The 16,895-nt window shown below is 49.6% G+C and carries 13 protein-coding genes; 8 read left to right on the top strand and 5 right to left on the bottom strand.

The features are described 5' to 3' along the window. The first annotated feature begins 1 nt into the window (after position 1). From fabF to ACYVH9_RS04885, 3 genes are all read left to right on the top strand, one after another. The gene (fabF, locus tag ACYVH9_RS04895; protein ID WP_460635177.1) at positions 2-1,255 is read left to right on the top strand and encodes a beta-ketoacyl-ACP synthase II; all 1,254 of its coding nucleotides are present in this window, start codon (positions 2-4) and stop codon (positions 1,253-1,255) included. Positions 1,256-1,272: 17 nt separating this feature from the next. Further along, a complete protein-coding gene (rnc, locus tag ACYVH9_RS04890) occupies positions 1,273-2,055 on the top strand; it encodes a ribonuclease III (RefSeq protein WP_460635176.1) in 783 nt (260 codons plus the stop codon). Between the two features lie 466 nt (positions 2,056-2,521). Next, positions 2,522-4,051: a Do family serine endopeptidase gene (locus ACYVH9_RS04885; protein ID WP_460635175.1), complete on the top strand. Its 1,530-nt coding sequence runs from the start codon at positions 2,522-2,524 to the stop codon at positions 4,049-4,051. Positions 4,052-4,122: 71 nt separating this feature from the next. Here the strand turns inward: ACYVH9_RS04885 and gmd are convergent, their stop codons facing one another. Together gmd and ACYVH9_RS04875 are read right to left on the bottom strand one after the other, a co-directional pair. Beyond that, positions 4,123-5,235 carry a GDP-mannose 4,6-dehydratase gene (gmd, locus tag ACYVH9_RS04880; RefSeq protein ID WP_460635174.1) on the bottom strand — a complete coding sequence of 371 codons (1,113 nt, stop codon included), beginning with the start codon at positions 5,233-5,235 and terminating at the stop codon, positions 4,123-4,125. Positions 5,236-5,292: 57 nt separating this feature from the next. Continuing rightward, complete coding sequence (locus ACYVH9_RS04875) at positions 5,293-5,889, bottom strand: SPOR domain-containing protein (protein WP_460635173.1); 597 nt, start codon at positions 5,887-5,889, stop codon at positions 5,293-5,295. Positions 5,890-6,021: 132 nt separating this feature from the next. Between ACYVH9_RS04875 and murB the strand changes: the two genes are divergently transcribed. Beyond that, complete coding sequence (murB, locus tag ACYVH9_RS04870; RefSeq protein ID WP_460635172.1) at positions 6,022-7,047, top strand: UDP-N-acetylmuramate dehydrogenase; 1,026 nt, start codon at positions 6,022-6,024, stop codon at positions 7,045-7,047. A gap of 68 nt (positions 7,048-7,115) precedes the next feature. Here murB and ACYVH9_RS04865 read toward each other — a convergent pair whose 3' ends face one another. Both ACYVH9_RS04865 and ACYVH9_RS04860 read right to left on the bottom strand, forming a co-directional pair. After that, positions 7,116-8,030 carry an ROK family protein gene (locus ACYVH9_RS04865; RefSeq protein WP_460635171.1) on the bottom strand — a complete coding sequence of 305 codons (915 nt, stop codon included), beginning with the start codon at positions 8,028-8,030 and terminating at the stop codon, positions 7,116-7,118. Positions 8,031-8,197: 167 nt separating this feature from the next. Continuing rightward, complete coding sequence (locus ACYVH9_RS04860; protein WP_460635170.1) at positions 8,198-8,938, bottom strand: SDR family oxidoreductase; 741 nt, start codon at positions 8,936-8,938, stop codon at positions 8,198-8,200. A 147-nt stretch (positions 8,939-9,085) separates the two neighbouring features. On the opposite strand from ACYVH9_RS04860, the gene ACYVH9_RS04855 reads away from it, so the two are divergent. The 3 genes from ACYVH9_RS04855 to ACYVH9_RS04845 all read left to right on the top strand — a co-directional run bounded on the left by ACYVH9_RS04855 (position 9,086) and on the right by ACYVH9_RS04845 (position 12,882). Continuing rightward, positions 9,086-9,814: an MlaE family ABC transporter permease gene (locus tag ACYVH9_RS04855; protein WP_460635169.1), complete on the top strand. Its 729-nt coding sequence runs from the start codon at positions 9,086-9,088 to the stop codon at positions 9,812-9,814. 90 nt (positions 9,815-9,904) lie between these two features. Further along, positions 9,905-10,657 carry an ABC transporter ATP-binding protein gene (locus ACYVH9_RS04850; protein ID WP_460635168.1) on the top strand — a complete coding sequence of 251 codons (753 nt, stop codon included), beginning with the start codon at positions 9,905-9,907 and terminating at the stop codon, positions 10,655-10,657. 8 nt (positions 10,658-10,665) lie between these two features. Beyond that, a complete protein-coding gene (locus tag ACYVH9_RS04845) occupies positions 10,666-12,882 on the top strand; it encodes a sensor histidine kinase (protein ID WP_460635167.1) in 2,217 nt (738 codons plus the stop codon). On the opposite strand, the gene ACYVH9_RS04840 is transcribed toward ACYVH9_RS04845, so the two are convergent. After that, entirely contained in the window at positions 12,868-14,415 is a 1,548-nt protein-coding gene (locus ACYVH9_RS04840; RefSeq protein WP_460635166.1) for a polysaccharide biosynthesis protein, read from the bottom strand. The two genes, ACYVH9_RS04845 and ACYVH9_RS04840, sit on opposite strands and share 15 nt — an antisense overlap. Before the next feature lie 385 nt (positions 14,416-14,800). Here ACYVH9_RS04840 and ACYVH9_RS04835 point away from each other — a divergent pair, with 385 nt between their 5' ends. Beyond that, on the top strand, positions 14,801-16,789 hold the full coding sequence (locus ACYVH9_RS04835; protein ID WP_460635165.1) for an OmpA family protein: 1,989 nt from the start codon (positions 14,801-14,803) through the stop codon (positions 16,787-16,789). The last annotated feature ends 106 nt before the right edge of the window (positions 16,790-16,895 follow it).

The raw sequence follows: 16,895 nt of genomic DNA, 5'->3' as shown, positions 1-16,895 counted from the left end.
TATGCCTTTTAAGCGAGTAGTAATCACCGGCCTGGGCGCTCTTACGCCGATTGGTAATACAGTACAAGAGTTCTGGAACGGCTTATCTGCCGGTGTAAGTGGCGCCGGTCCGATTACTAAATTTAATGCCGAAAAATTTCGGACGAAATTTGCCTGCGAAGTTAAAAATCTGGATATCAATCAGTTTATCCCTCGTCAGGATGCTCGTAAAATGGATCCTTTCGCCCAGTATGCGCTCATTGTAGCCGACGAAGCGGTGAAGGATGCCGGGCTTGATCTTGAAAAACTTGATTTGACTAAAGCCGGCGTAATTTGGGGTTCCGGAATCGGAGGACTCAAAACCTTCGAGGACGAAGTGAAAAACTACGCGACCGGCGATGGTTCGCCCCGTTACAATCCCTTTTTCATCCCGAAAATGATTGCCGATAGCGCTTCGGGCATGCTCTCGATTCGCTACAGTTTTTACGGTGTCAATTACGTAACGGTTTCGGCTTGTGCATCGGCTACCAATGCCATGATCGACGCCTTCAATTTCATCCGCCTGGGCCGCCTGAACATTGCCATCTCCGGCGGTTCGGAAGCAGCCGTAACCGAAGCTGGCGTGGGTGGATTCAATGCCCTCCGTGCTTTATCGGAACGGAATGACTCCCCGGAAACGGCATCCCGGCCTTTCGACAAAGACCGCGATGGTTTCGTGCTGGGCGAAGGAGCAGGAGCACTGATCCTGGAGGAATACGAGCATGCCAAAGCGCGGGGCGCCAAAATTTACGCCGAACTCATCGGTGGCGGGATGTCATCCGACGCGTATCATATCACGGCCCCCCATCCTGAAGGTCTGGGCGCCCTGAACGTCATGAAGGATGCCCTGAACGATGCCGGAATCAAGCCGGAAGACGTTGATTATATCAACGTACACGGCACCTCAACTCCCCTGGGTGATGTAAGCGAAGCAACGGCCATTGAAAAGGTTTTTGGCGACCATGCTTACCAATTAAATATCAGTTCGACCAAGTCAATGACCGGTCACCTGTTGGGAGCCGCCGGAGCTATTGAAGCCATCGCCTGCCTGATGGCCATGAAACACGGGATTGTTCCGCCGACAATCAACCATTTTACCGACGACGAACAATTTAATCCGAAACTGAATTTTACGTTCAACGAAGCCCAGAAACGCGACATTACTGTGGCACTAAGCAACACGTTCGGTTTTGGTGGTCATAATTTTTCTGTTATATTTCGCAAACTTGAATCTTAACAGTCATAATTAGCCGCGTGCCAGCCGCTTCACCCAACCCAGTACTCGAGCCTATTCTCAGTTTCTTCCGACTGCGGTTGGGAGATAGTGAGCGCAAGAAATTCAAGCGTTCCATCGAGCACATCATTGGTGAAGCCCCCTCAAACGTTGGTCTTTATCAACTGGCGTTTCGGCACACCTCAGCCTCGCGCGAAACCGCGATCAAAGGGTTTAAAGAATCGAATGAAAGACTTGAGTATCTCGGCGATGCCGTTTTAGGCATGGTTATCGCCGAGTTTCTTTTCAAGAAATTTCCCTACAAAGACGAAGGTTTTCTTACTGAAATCCGCTCCCGAATCGTAAACCGCGAGACCCTGAATGGTATTGCGCGTAAAATCGGGTTGGAAAACCTGATTGAATACGATGGTAGCCGTAGCCGTGGCATCGTCCCTTCCCGTACGTCCATGTACGGTGATGCGCTGGAAGCACTCGTGGGAGCTATTTACCTGGATAAGGGATTTCGGTTTACACGCCAGTTTATTCTCAAAGAATTGCTCGGCCATTACGACCTCGAAGCGCTGATCAGCAATAACGCCAACTACAAGAGCCGCTTGATCGAGTGGGCGCAACGCGAAGGAAAAAAAGTAGAGTTTGTTATCATCTCCGAGCGCGGCAATAACCATTTCCGGGAATTTATTTCGCAGGTTACCGTCAACGATGAACCTTTTGCGCAGGGTAGTGGCTATAGCAAGAAAAAAGCCGAACAATCTGCTGCCGAAAAAGCTTGTGAGCAACTTCAGATGAAACCCGTCTCGCATTAATTGCGACTCCGGCCTGCCCGAACTTCTTTAAAACTCTTTTTAATAGCGAAACTCGAGTACAGTTATGACGGTTTTGACGACGCTGTTCTGACCAACAATCTGCACGCTTTTCTGCCAATTTGCAAAATAATATGCGGCAAATCCTGAAAAGGCATGTCAAAATGGCTATCTAAGCCCTGAATAATTAAAGAAAAGACCGCCAAAATGACACTACTTTGAATAAACATTAGACTGGTATGGATGTTGTCATGAAGGTAGTATACCTTTGAATTCAGGTCAGGAGTCTCCGTCTGCGAATGCTGCTTTTCCCGCTCATTTCGATTCCTGTTCCTACTGGCAAGGTTCATCAACATTCGTTGTTAAATTTTGTTAATTGCGTTAGTAGATCGAATTTTTGGAAAAGCGGATTTCGTTATCAAAGTGAACTGATACGAAAGCAGTAAACGACCCATTTTAGAATCAAGTCATGAAAAGCAACTGGAAAACTTTAGCAATTATTGCTCTGTTATCGAGCTTTGTTACGCTGGCCGCTTATAACTTCCTGGGCTTTAACAAGCAGGATGTTATTTTCAATGAATCTGCTCCAGCCACAACGCCTACCGGGCGACTAGCCGCCCTAACCGCTCCCGAATCAGCACCGGGTGATTTTGCCTATGCCGCCGAAGCATCAACGCCAGCTGTCGTGCACATTAAAACAACCATCACGCGGACCGTTCGTCAACAACAGATTCCGGATATTTTCCGCGATTTCTTCGGCGAAGAGTTTGGCCGGGGTGGTAATGGGGCACCACAACGCCAACGGGGCCAGGCCTCTGGTTCAGGTGTTATCATCAGCCAGGATGGTTACATTGTCACAAACAACCACGTGGTTCAGGGAGCCGACGAGGTGGAAGTGATTATGACCGATAAACGCAGCTTCAAAGCCAAAGTGATTGGTACGGACCCCCTGACTGACCTGGCCGTTATTCAGGTTAACGCAAAAAACCTGCCCTCGATTACTTTAGGCGATTCAGATGCTCTGAAACTGGGCGAATGGGTGCTGGCCGTTGGATATCCGCTTGATCTCGAATCAACGGTTACAGCGGGTATTGTTAGCGCCAAAAGCCGCCGGATTGGTATTCTGGACCAGAACATCAACCGCAACGAAGAACGCCCTGAAGCTCCGGTTGAAGCCTTTATTCAAACGGATGCCGCCATCAACCCCGGTAACTCCGGTGGTGCGCTGGTCAACCTCCGTGGTGAACTGGTCGGGATCAACTCCGCCATTGCTTCAGCAACGGGTTATTACAGCGGCTACGGTTTTGCCGTTCCGGTCTCACTGGTGAAAAAGGTGTCGGCTGACCTTGTGAAATACGGTAACGTACAACGTGGTTACCTGGGTATCATCCCGGTTGAACTGAACAGCCTGCGTGCGCAGGAACTGGGCTCTAAAATCGGCCGTGGTATCTACATCAACGAAGTCGTTGAAGGTGGTGCTTCAGCCGCTGCGGGTCTGAAAAAAGGCGACGTGATCGTTAAAATGGAAGGCCAGAATGTAGACTCTGACGGCCAGATGCGCGAAATCATCGGTCGCCGTCGCCCGGGTGATGTCATCGCTGTAACCGTAAACCGGAATGGTGACCTGCGGGATTTCCGCGTCGAGCTGCGCAACCGCAACGGTGGTCGCGATATCATCAAGAAAAGCGATAACGTTTCCGTATCGAATTCAACCAGCAGCCTCAGCTCCCTGGGTGCCGATTTTGAAGAACTGACGGCCACGGATGCGAAACGCCTGGGCGTTGCCGGCGGGGTGCGTGTTAAACGAATTCGCGAAGGCAAAATGGCCGATACGGATATTGAAGAAGGATTTATCATCGTAAAAGCCAACGGTAAAGTGGTTCGTAACGTGAAAGAACTGCAAACCGCCATGGCCGCTACCAAAGAAGGAGACGGTCTGATGCTGGTCGGAATGTATCCGAATAGCTCCCGGATGTACTACTACGCCGTACCGGTTTAACAACCGATTGGCCCAACAAAAAAGCCCGCTGGTTGCAGCGGGCTTTTTTGCTATATATTCTTCAAAGAGATTTACTCAAAGTAGTTCATCACACGGTGTCCGCTCTTTTCAAGCAACTGATCACGCTGGAACAACTCGATGTCAGCCGCCACCATTTCCTTCACTAGAGCCGCCAGATCATATTTAGGCTTCCAGCCCAGCTTCGTCATCGCTTTTGTGGGATCGCCCAGCAGCAAATCAACTTCGGTTGGCCGAAAATACCGTTCGTCGATGCAAACGACTTCCTTGCCCACTTCCAGCGGATAATTAGCATGGGACGATTTGGCGACAACACCTACTTCGTTGACCCCTTCACCTTTAAATTCCAGTTCAATGCCTACTTCTGAAAAGGCCATTCGGATAAAGTCACGAATGTGGGTAGTCTGACCGGTTGCAATCACAAAATCTTCCGGTTTTTCCTGTTGCAGCATCAACCACATGGCTTCCACATAATCTTTGGCGTGGCCCCAGTCGCGCTGTGCGTCCAGATTTCCCATGTAAACCTTGTCCTGTAATCCCAGCGCAATCCGGGCAACGGCACGGGTAATTTTACGGGTAACGAACGTTTCTCCCCGCAGCGGTGATTCGTGATTAAACAGAATACCGTTGCAGGCATACATGTCGTACGCTTCGCGGTAGTTTACCGTGATCCAGTAACCATACAGTTTTGCAACGGCATACGGCGACCGCGGGTAAAACGGCGTATCTTCAGCCTGAGCGTGTCCCTGAACTCCACCGTACAGTTCGGACGTGGAAGCCTGGTAAATCCGGGTTTTCTTCGTCAAGCCCAGCAACCGAACAGCCTCCAGCACGCGTAGCGTACCAATTCCATCGACTTGCGCGGTGTATTCGGGTTCTTCGAAACTCACCCTAACGTGCGACATGGCACCTAAGTTGTAGATTTCATCCGGCTGAATTTCCTGAATAATCCGAATGATATTTGTCGAGTCAGACAGATCACCGTAATGCAACCGAAAGCGGACGTGACTTTCGTGCGGATCCTCGTAAATATGATCAATACGCTGGGTGTTAAATAACGAGCTACGGCGCTTGATTCCGTGAACTTCGTACCCCTTCGCCAGAAGAAGTTCGGCCAGGTACGAACCATCCTGACCCGTGATACCAGTGATAAGTGCTTTTTTCATATGTTATCGACAAAGGAACAGTAGAAAACAGATATTATATCGATAAATAAAATTATTTTATTTAACAGATAAGCTTCGACGAATTTCAATGCGATCCGGAAGAAGTGTTGCCGACGAAAACTGCTGGCGAAGCTGCGCCAAATACCGTTCAGCGTCGATTCGGCGCATAAAATCTCCTACTTTTAAACGATACGTTGGCTGACGATAGGTTGTATAGGGATTTAACTCCGGAAAGTTCTGGTACGTAAACCGTTTCACCCGGTCTATTTCGGACCGTTCGTTACCAACATACACTTGAATCCGGTACCCCTGTGCATACCGGATGGAACGGTTTCTGACCGAAATGGTGTCCAGAATGGCATCCAGTTTTTTGTTAATGTGCAATGGCTCGGCCATCGGCAGGGTCCGGCGATTATCCGATGCAGGTCGTCCCGCCGGAGCGGACGATGCAGGCTTGGTTGGTGCAGACGCCGATATGTTGTATTTCGGGCGTGTTGCTGACAAATCGTAATTGTATGCGTTGTAATCCGTCGTTGAGGTGCGCGAAGCCGTTTTCTTTGAGGAAGCACACGAACTGATCCAGCCCGATAATACCCCTAAAATGATCAGGATAAGCGCGCTATCCAGCCGAATTCTGTCTCTATGTGCTTTCATCCTTTAGCGGCAAATTTAGTAACTATCTGGTTAAGCAACAATCGGTCTGCTATCTTGTTGCGCAATGCATTCAATATACCAACGTTTTGGCTTCTTTTTACTTACTTTGAGGAGCTTTATGACGCATAACCTATGCTAGATATCCAGAGCTATGTATCGCTGAAACCGTATAATACGTTTGGTCTCGATGCCCGCGCCCGTTACTGGGTCGAAATTGCTACGGCCGAACAGCTCAAAACGCTTTTTCAGTTAAGTGAATACGTATCTATTCCTAAGCTCATTCTGGGCGGTGGTAGTAACTTATTGTTTACGCGTGATTTTGAAGGATTGGTCATCAGAATGGCCATTCAGGGAATTACCGTCGTACGGGAAGATGATGCCCATGTTTACATAAAATTCGGGGCGGGCGTCAACTGGCATAGCCTGGTGATGTTTTGCGTGGACAATGGTTACGCGGGAGTCGAAAATCTATCGCTAATTCCCGGTACGGCCGGGGCGGCCCCGATGCAGAATATTGGAGCTTACGGGGTTGAAATCGAACAGGTTTTCGATCACCTGGAAGCGGTTGATATTCAGACCGGCGAAACGCGGATTTTCAACCACGCCGACTGCCGGTTTGGCTATCGTGAAAGTGTTTTCAAACATGAATTGAAAGGACATTACATCATCAGCAGCATTACCCTTCGGTTGAATAAACAACCTGTGTTCCATGTCGAATACGGCGCAATTCGTGAAACGCTGGCGTCAATGGGTATATCGGAAGCTGATCTCACGATTAAAGCGGTTAGCGATGCCGTTGTGCGCATCCGGCAGAGTAAATTGCCCAATCCGGCTGAAATCGGTAATGCAGGAAGTTTCTTTAAAAACCCGGAGATCTCAAAAGGTCAGTTTGAAGAACTGAAAGCCCTCTATCCTGGCCTACCGGGCTATCCAACCGGCGATCTGACGGTGAAAGTACCGGCGGGCTGGCTCATTGAGCAATGCGGCTGGAAGGGCCGGCAAATTGGTCAGGCCGGGGTGCATGCCAAACAGGCGCTCGTTCTGGTCAACTACGGCGGGGCGACCGGCACCGAACTTCTTGACATTGCTCACCAAGTGCAACAATCCGTAGCCGAAAAGTTTGGCATTCCGCTCAACCCGGAAGTGAATATTGTGTAAAAAGAGCGGTTTTCGATTTCAGCGTACCGCCAGATCGAAAACCGCTCTGTTGTCTAAAACGACCTTATTTACTCAAAACACAGCGAGGCCGCGCCCAACAAACCGGCATCATTGCCAAGGGTGGCCCGCTTAAGCGACAGTCCGTTCTGGTAGTACGGTGTCAGCCAGAAATCCAGTTGTTTCTCAACCGCTGGCAGAATGTAATCGTACGAGGCCGACAAGCCACCACCAATCAAAATCTGTTTGATATCCAGCACTCGGATCAGGGCTACCAGGCCATCGCCGAGCATCTCGCCCACTTCATTCCAGATTTGCAGCGCCAGTTCATCACCCACGGCAGCCGCAGCCACCAGGCTGGTTGTTGAAATACTGCCGTCTGCGGCCAGTTGCGTTGCTCCGGTAAACTCCTGGCGTCTTTCATTGGCCAGATCCAGCAGTTCTTTTTTACCAATGTTGCGCTCGAGCACCCGGTTGTTGCGCGAAGGAATATGGCCGGGTTCCATCGCGTTCCCGTCGCCCCCAACAAATACTTTTTTATTGATGATGGCCGCTCCGCCTACACCGGTTCCGAGCGTAATGAAAATGTAATTTTCATCAATGGCATCGTCTGCAAAATAAAATTCGCCCAGTGCGGCAGCATTGGCGTCGTTTTCCAGAAAAAACTGTACGTCTGGAAACCGTTTGTTGAGCATTTCGACCAACGGAACACCGTTCAATTCGGGAATGGCCGTAATCTCCAGCGGAACCGTCCGCTCCCGGTTAATCATTCCCGGCAAGCCAATTCCAACTTTGTTAATTTCTTTATGAGCGTACAATTGAAGCGCAATGGCATCGGCAAACTGTTCGACAAAGTGCCCTGATTCGCGCCAACTGGCCGTATCATGACTATAGAAATTCGTAATATTGCCATTTTGTGCGTCGACAATCCCCATTTTAACGTTTGTACCGCCGACGTCGATACCCAAATATTGAACAGATTCCATTACTGGAGTTTTATGTTTAAAATAATGCTTTCTTATTTACCTTGTTGGTGATGAGGGCGCAAGATACGAAGGAAGATCATACCGACTAGCGAATATTGTATATTGAATCACCTGTTCATTTAGCTCTTGCCGGAAACGCGCTTACCCCGATCGATTTACCCACCCTTTTATTTTATGTCTCCTAACTGGGGACGGAGCAAAATTTCTTCCACCACTGCACCCGCCGACAGGTTGTAGGCCGACCAGATTACCTCGGCCACATCGGCTGGTTGCATAAACCGGGCTTCGGGCAAACCAGACGCAGCCCAACTGTCGGTGTAGGTAGCACCGGGCAATAACGTGGTCACTTTGACGCCGTACGGTTTCATTTCTTCGCGCAATTCTTTGGCCAGTCCCAGCAGAGCAAACTTGGAAATGCAGTACGAGCCGCCGTTCGGATAGGCCGTCACACTCGCAGTCGAACCCATCATGAAAATGTGCCCCTGCCGCTGTTTCATCATATCGCCAATCAGCCCACGGGTCAGGTGATAGATACTGGCCACATTCAGATTCATGGTGGTTTCGAACGTGCCTTCCGGCTCGTTATGCACCTGTCCGGGCAGAAAAACGCCGACATTATTCACCAGCACCTGCACCGGACGGGCCAGCGAGCGAATGAACTCAATCAGCCGGTTTATGTCAGCTCGTTGGGCCAGATCTGCCGCGAACGGAAAGATTGTCGGCATAACGGCTTCATCGAATCCTTCGAGAACCTCCGCTACCGAATCTTCAATATCGTGCTTTAACTTACGTAAATCGTCTTCGCTGCGGGCACTCACCACGATGTCAAAACCACCTTCCGCAAAACGCTCAACCACGGCTCGCCCAATCCCTTTGGTACCGCCTGTAACTACCAGTAATGGATTCATAGAATCAGTCAATGGTCACTAGCCTTTGCCCAATCTTTTTAAATACGCCCGATGGTGCATTAATGACTATCGACTCTTTGATGTTTTTTGGCAAGATACGCACAAAACCGTTCTATCTTTACCGTAGTTTTGTTGTTATTTGCGCTTATGCATTATCTCGGTCGTTATTTCATCTTCTTAGGGTCATTATTCCGGAACCGCGAAAAAGTCGGGGTCTATACCAAACTGGTTCTGGACGAATGCATCCAAATCGGCATCAACTCGGTCTTCATCGTCTCGATTGTTTCGACGTTCATTGGCGCCGTGACCTGCGTTCAGACGGCCTATAACATGGTAAGCCCCTTTGTTCCGACCTACATTATTTCTTTAATTGTCAGAGACATGACGGTTTTAGAACTGGCTCCTACCATCACCTGCGTGGTTTTGTCCGGCAAAGTCGGTTCCAACATCGCGGGCGGTTTGGGCACCATGCGCATTACGGAGCAAATTGACGCCCTGGAAGTAATGGGAATCAACTCGACTTCATACCTGGTTTTGCCTAAGGTACTGGCTTCCATGATTACGTTCCCGATGCTGGTCGTTCTGGCTGGTTTTTTATCCATTTATGGCGGTTACATTGCCGGTACATTGGCCAAACTAATTACATCCGAAGAATACATTTACGGGCTTCGTTCTGATTTTAATCCGTTCAATATTACGTTTGCTCTGATCAAATCCGTGGTTTTTGCCTTTCTGATTTCAACCATTTCGTCCTTCAAAGGCTATTACACATCTGGGGGTGCGCTGGAAGTCGGGCAGGCCTCGACAGCCGCCGTAACCAATAGCTGTATTGCGGTGCTGGCCGCGGACTTTTTACTGGCGCAATTATTATTGTAAGTCTCTGTTAGTACACAGGCAGAGGGCATCAGAGTTGATCTGATTGTTCCGAATCAATGCTGATAAGCGCTGTGTAACAACCCAAGCATCATGATCGAGATTAAAAATATACAGAAAACCTTCGGCGAACGCACGGTTCTGGCCGGGATTTCCGGCACATTCTTACCCGGCGAAACCAGTCTGATCATTGGTGGTAGCGGCACGGGGAAAAGCGTTTTGCTGAAATGCATGGTCGGACTTGTCAAACCCGAGGTGGGTCAGGTGCTTTACAATGGCCGCGATTTTTTGACCGGCGACGAAGACACCCAGAAAGCCATCCGGCGCGAAATGGGCGTACTTTTCCAGGGTGGTGCGCTGTTCGACTCCAAAACCGTGCTGGAGAATGTACGGTTTCCGCTCGACATGTTGACCGATATGAGTTTATCCGAAAAGATTGACCGGGCCCGGTTTTGTCTGAAACGCGTTGAACTCGAAGCCGCTGCGGACCGGATGCCGTCGGAAATCAGCGGGGGAATGAAAAAGCGCGTTGGTATTGCCCGGGCCATTGTGATGAACCCCAAATACCTTTTCTGCGATGAGCCCAACTCCGGCCTTGATCCACTTACATCGATCAAAATCGATGAACTGATCCGGGAAATTACCGATGAGTTTCAGATTACAACGGTGGTGATTACTCACGACATGAATTCCATGATGGAAATCGGCGAAAAGATTCTGTTCCTCTACAAAGGCCATAAATTGTGGGAAGGCGACAGCAGCACCATCACGCATTCGAACGTGGCGGAGTTGAACGAATTTATTTACGCGAATAAACTACTGCGGGATACCAAAACCGAAAGTTAACAGCCATTGTGAAACGGGTTCAGCGTTATTCAGCGATCGTCTTCAGGGCCATTCTGGTCTGCTGGCTGGGTATTTCGTCTACCGCACTGGCGCAGCAAAACTGGCCACCGGTTTACGAAATGAAATCGGATACGGGGCTGATTCTGCTTGATACCACTTATTTTCAGACGTTGGAAGACCGGACGGGCACGATGACCTTTGACCAGGTGCAGCGCAGTCCGGATTTTCGGTTCGACTCCCGCTATAATCCCAACCGGAAGGCGCACGTCTACTGGATCCGGATGCAAATCAAAAATACGCTGGATCATGAGCTAAAATTATTTCTCTGCCAATTCAATGTAGCTTACTTCGACCTCTATACGCGGGCTGCCGGCGACACCTGGCACCACCAGCGGACCGGCGAACTCATTCCAAGAAGCCAGCTGCCGGTGCACAACGGTAGTGCAGAGCGGAATCGTTTATTTTTTCGGCTAGCACCGGGCCAGCAAATCACGCTCTACCAACGCACAGAAAACACCTTTTGGCAGTCTCCTCCAACCTATATTTCGCCCTACATTCAAACTGAAAATAACCGCATTTACTCCATTTACAAAGCGTTTCGGGTAGACAATGAGTGGAAAGATTATTTTTTTGAGGGGATCATGATTGGCGTTCTTTTCCTGGCGATCAGTTACAATTTGTACATCTTTTTTTCGATTCGGGATACGGTTTATCTCTACTTTGCGATCTGCCTGTTGTTTTTTACCTTCGACCGGAACGAATACAATCTTCAGTTAGCGTTTTTTCCCGAACATCCGTATTGGTTCAAATTACTCCGCTCCTTCTTCTTCCTCATTTTCTTCGCATTTTTTATTGAATCGATCCGAAAGTTTATCCAGCCCGTTCCTGCCTTAGCCCGATTGAACAAATCAATCACCTTCGTTCTGCTTTTCACGGCGCTGATGAACGTGCTGCAGTTTTTCATCTACCAGTTCCCGGGTCTTTCGCCTTCATTCATGGATACCACGCTCGAAATCCTGATTCGGGTTGTTTACATGCTGCTGGCGGTCGGCATCCTGAATATGATCCGACGCGGTTCGCTCGATGCCCGTTACGCACTACTGGCCGTTACTCCTCTCTTTGTTCTCTGGCTCTTTACCCTGATGACGCACTTATTAGGCCGGTTCTTCAGTGTTGCAGTTCCAACTTGGGCCTGGCAAAATTCCACGTACTACGAGAGTGCCTGCTTTGCCTGGCTGATTCTGTTCTTTTCGGGGGCGTTGCTGAACCGTTACAACCTGATCCGCAAGCGGGTGGCCCAACAGGCTATTGAGAAAGAACAACTGGAAAAAGAGCAGGAAATTGAACGAAACCGTATTATTGCCAGCCAGAACGAACTCCTGGAACACCAGGTAAAGGAGCGCACAGCCCAGCTACAAACCTCCCTGGAAGAGCTGAAAACCACCCAGAATCAGCTGATTCAGAAAGAGAAACTAGCGTCGCTGGGCGAATTGACCGCCGGTATTGCCCACGAAATTCAAAACCCGTTGAATTTCGTTAACAACTTTTCGGAAGTCAGCGCCGAACTGTTGAGCGAACTGGAAGAAGAGCAACAAAAACCGGATCGCGACACCGAGTTGGAAAAAGAGCTTTTGGGAGACCTGAAGCTGAATTTGGAGAAAATCACGCACCACGGTAGTCGAGCCAGTCACATCGTTCAAAGCATGCTGGCTCACTCTCGCACCAGTGCGGGCGAGCGGCAGCCGGGCCAACTTAACGCCCTGTGCGACGAATACCTGCGGCTAGCCTACCACGGTTTGCGCGCGAAAGACAATACGTTCAACTGCGAATTAATCACCAACTTCGACCCGGCGGTGGGTCTGGTTACAATGGTACCGCAGGAAATCGGACGGGTTCTGCTGAATCTATTCAATAACGCGTTTTATGCCGTTCAGGAGAAACAGAAAAGTACATCGGCTCCTTACAAACCAATGGTTACAGTTCAAACAAAAACCGTTGAGAAAAACGTCGAAATCCGGGTGATCGACAATGGCATGGGCATGACCGAAACCGTCAAACAAAAGCTTTTTCAGCCGTTCTTTACGACCAAGCCCACCGGCGAAGGGACCGGTCTGGGGCTTTCGCTCAGTTACGATATCATTACCAAAGGTCACAACGGCACGCTGACGGTTGAGAGTCAGTCGGGCAACGGCTCCACCTTTCGGATCACTTTACCCGTTTTCTGATTTCCTCACCGGCTTGCTACCCCGATTTTGGACGCGCGCCAGCAAGGGCATAACGGTTTTTCGTTCCATTACGAGCATAACGCCAACGAACAAGATAAACAAGGCCAGGTGGTAAGGCACCGAAAGCCAAAGATTGGAGATTTCAATCTGCGACGCCAGATAAATGAGTAACGCCCCACTGAATACGTAGATCAACGCCGATGATACATCGTAGGGAACCGGATAATGCTTTTCGCCCAGTAAGTAGCAGGTGACACACATCACAATGCTGGAGACCAGAAATGCCACCGCACAGCCCGTGTAGCCCATAATGGGGATCAGCAATACATTGAGTAAAACCGTTACCCCCGCGCCCAAGGCGGTAATGATCGTTCCGTATACGGTTTTGTCGCTCAGTTTGAACCAGAACGAAATGTTGTAGTACACGCCCAGCACCAAGTTCGCCAACAAAAGAATTGGTACGACACCCAGCCCCTGCCGGTACGTTTTTCCGATGAACAAACCGATCCAATCCAGGTTCAAACTGATGCCCACCCAGATCATCACGCAAACGATCACGAACCATTTGTTGACTTCGGCCAGCAAACCGGGGGCATTTTTATCTTCGGCGCGGGAAAAGAAGAACGGGTCGGCGGCAAACTTGAACGACTGAATGGCCAAGGCCATGAAAATAGACAGTTTGTAACAGTTTCCGTAAATCCCCAGCACATCCTCCGAAGTTAGGCCCGGATAGAAACCTTCCGGCAACAACGGACGCAAAAACCAGCGGTCAGTGAGTGTGTTGACGTTGCCCGCCAACGTAGTCAGCATCAGCGGAAATGAATACGCCAGCAACACCTTTACCTGCGGTAGGTCAAACTGAAACCGGAAACCCGCAAATGCTTTCCGCAGCAACGGGAAATAAAGCAGATTCGCAATCAGGTTTGCCAGAAAAATATACCCCGGCCCAATGGAAGGATCGTAGAACAGATCCACGAAGGGTTGCAGGAAAAGCAGGTATTCGCCATTGTAAATCTGCGGGCAGACCACCAGGAAAAAGACGTTTAAAGCGACATTGATCGAGATATTGATCAACTTTACCTTGACAAACTGGCGAGCTTTGTTCTCCACCCGCAAACGGGCAAACGGGATGGCAACAATGGCGTCGGTTGCCGCAATCAGCGCAACCCAGGTAATAAACAACTGCTGACCGGGGTAATCGAGCCAGTCCGCAATCTGAGTTGACAAAGTCGTTATCAACACCGTTGAAACGGTGCTCAGTAGCAACACAATGCTCAAGGTTTCATTAAAAACCTGCTGTTTGTTTTCTTTTTGCCGGGCAGCGTAGCGAAAGAAGGCCGTTTCCAGACTCAAGGTGTAGACCAACAAGAGGATCGGTACGTAGGAAAAAAACTCCACATTGGAAGCCATTTCGCCGGTGCGTTCGAAAATCCGGGTGTGTAATGGCACCATCAACCAGTACAGCATTCGTCCCAGGATGGTACTCATGCCATACAGAGCGGTATCACTCGCTAACTTCTTAAATCCACTCATATAATATCGTTAGCACAAAGATAGGTTTTCCGGAATTATCCGTATGATTTTGTGCACGATTCCACACCTGGTTTCGCCCAAAAGTTGGTCCAGATCCGTACTTTTTGCTACTCATAGGGGCGAAACGCGGAATTCATCATTTATTTTGAAAAATAAAGCAACTATTTTTCAAACCCTAAACTATTTGGGCAGGCTTGGCGTTTTCTATTCAATTGCATCTTTTACAAAAATCCTGTCCATCACCGGCAGGATTTTTTCGTATACGCCCACCCGGTTTTCGCGTCATCAGAGGGCCAATAAAATCAACTTCTATTCGTTAAAATGTAGAGCCAAGCGATAAATCACTAACTTGGCAATCTACATGCATTACCGTTGCTGAAACTATATGAAAATCAGTACCTCCTCTTCCCTGCTGGTAGCGCTGGGGTTAGCTATTGGGCTGGCCGGTTGCAATTCTGCCATGCAGGTCTATAAAAAGGGTGTTCGTCAGTTCGAACAGGGAGAATACAACCTGGCCATTGATAATCTGCAAAAAGCCGCTAATGGAAAAGGCGTGGACGATGTGGCCCGGCTGAACTACCTGCTTGCCGAATCGTACCGACTCTCGAACCGCTTTCCGCAAGCGGCTCCTTTTTACCAGAAGTCCATTGAAGCCGGCACGACGGAAGCCAATGCCAAAATGTATTATGCCTATGCCCTGAAAGCTCAGGGAAACTACCCCGAAGCCCTGGCCCAGTTGACGCAATACATTTCGTCCAAACCCACGAATAAGGTTAATCTGGAAAAAGCCCGGCGCGAAGCCGAAACATTACGAGCCATTGATGTCATCAGCCAGAAGAAAATTGCTTATCAGCCCAAGAATATCGGTAATCTGAATTCGCCAGGATCAGAATACGCACCGGTAATTCGGGGGGATGAGCTGGTGTTTACGTCGTCTCGCAAGGAAAAGGTTTACAAAAATAACGGTTTGCCCATGACCGGTTTGTACAAAATTAAACTGGCCCAGAAACCCGACGAAACCGGCAACAATCCGGAAAAGTTTAGCGCTACGATCTTCAAAGAAGACGCCAACGAAGGTACACCCGCCTTCTCGAAAGACGGCAAAACCATGATTTTTGCCCGGGGCAATAACGGGAAACGCAAAGGTGGCCTGGATGTGGACCTCTACATTAGCCGGTTGGCCGACAATGTCTGGAGCGAACCCCAGCGCCTGCCCATCAGCGATTCAACGGCCTGGGACGGTAGCCCCGCCTTTTCGGCTGACGGGAAAACGCTCTATTTTGCTTCCAATCGGGCCGGCTCAGTGGGCGGGATTGACTTGTATCGTACCAACATGGATGCTTCCGGCCGATTCAGCCGACCGGTCAACATGGGTCGCGACATCAATACCCCGGGCGACGAAATGTTCCCGTACGTTGCCGAAGACGGTAAGTTGTATTTTGCTTCTGACGGTCATCCGGGTCTGGGTAAGCTTGATCTTTTCGTAGCGACCCGTTCCCAGGGCGTCATTTCGGTCGAAAACCTGGGCGTTCCGATCAACTCGCCCGCCGATGATTTCGGTCTGGTGCTGGTTGATAACCACAAAGGGTACTTCTCCTCCAACCGTGAGGGTGGCAAGGGCGATGACGACATTTACTACTTTGACGATTCGGAAAGCAGCACCGATAATCCACCGATTGCGACAACGCCACCAACCGAAGCACCGAAAATCGTACGGTATTTCATTGCCGGTACAGTTTCGGAAAATGCCTCCCCCCAGGCTCCGCTCGATTCCGCTAAAGTTCGCATTATCGAAGACGGGGTTGAAACCCCCATTGGCGAAGTCCTGACGAGTGCTCCCGGTACGTTCGGAAAATACCCGCTCAAGGAAGGAAAAGACTATACCATTCTGGTCGAACGGCCCGGTTATCTGACCAAACGGGAGTCGTTCACCATGCAGGGCCGGAGTATCCCGCCTATTTTCCTGAAAAAAGCCGAAACCGATACCACGTATGAGGTCCCGATTCTGCTGGACAAAGTAACACTCGGCAAAACCTTCGTGCTCGAAAATATTTACTACGATCTGGATAAGTACAACATCCGGCCCGATGCTGCCGAAGAGCTGGATAAGTTGGTAACCATTCTGAAAGACAACCCGACGCTAAAAATCGAGTTGAGTTCGCACACCGACGTTCGCGCGCCCGACGCCTACAACATGCGCCTGTCGCAAAACCGGGCCAAAGCCGCAGTGGATTACATTGTTTCGAAAGGCATTGAGGCCGATCGCCTGATTGCCAAAGGATACGGCGAAACCCAGTTGATTGTGAAAGCCGCCAAAACGGAAGACGAACACCAGCGGAACCGCCGGACCGAGTTTAAGATTCTGAGTTTCTAAAAACCACGTAAAACCTTCGCTTCCCAAACGGGTTTATGGTTTACGGTTTTCGGTTTACAGAAAAGCCCTTGCCTCATTGCATCAGCCGCTGTAAACCAAATACCGA

Source organism: Larkinella harenae (assembly GCF_054780515.1).
This window is presented reverse-complemented; position numbering and strand designations above follow the sequence as displayed.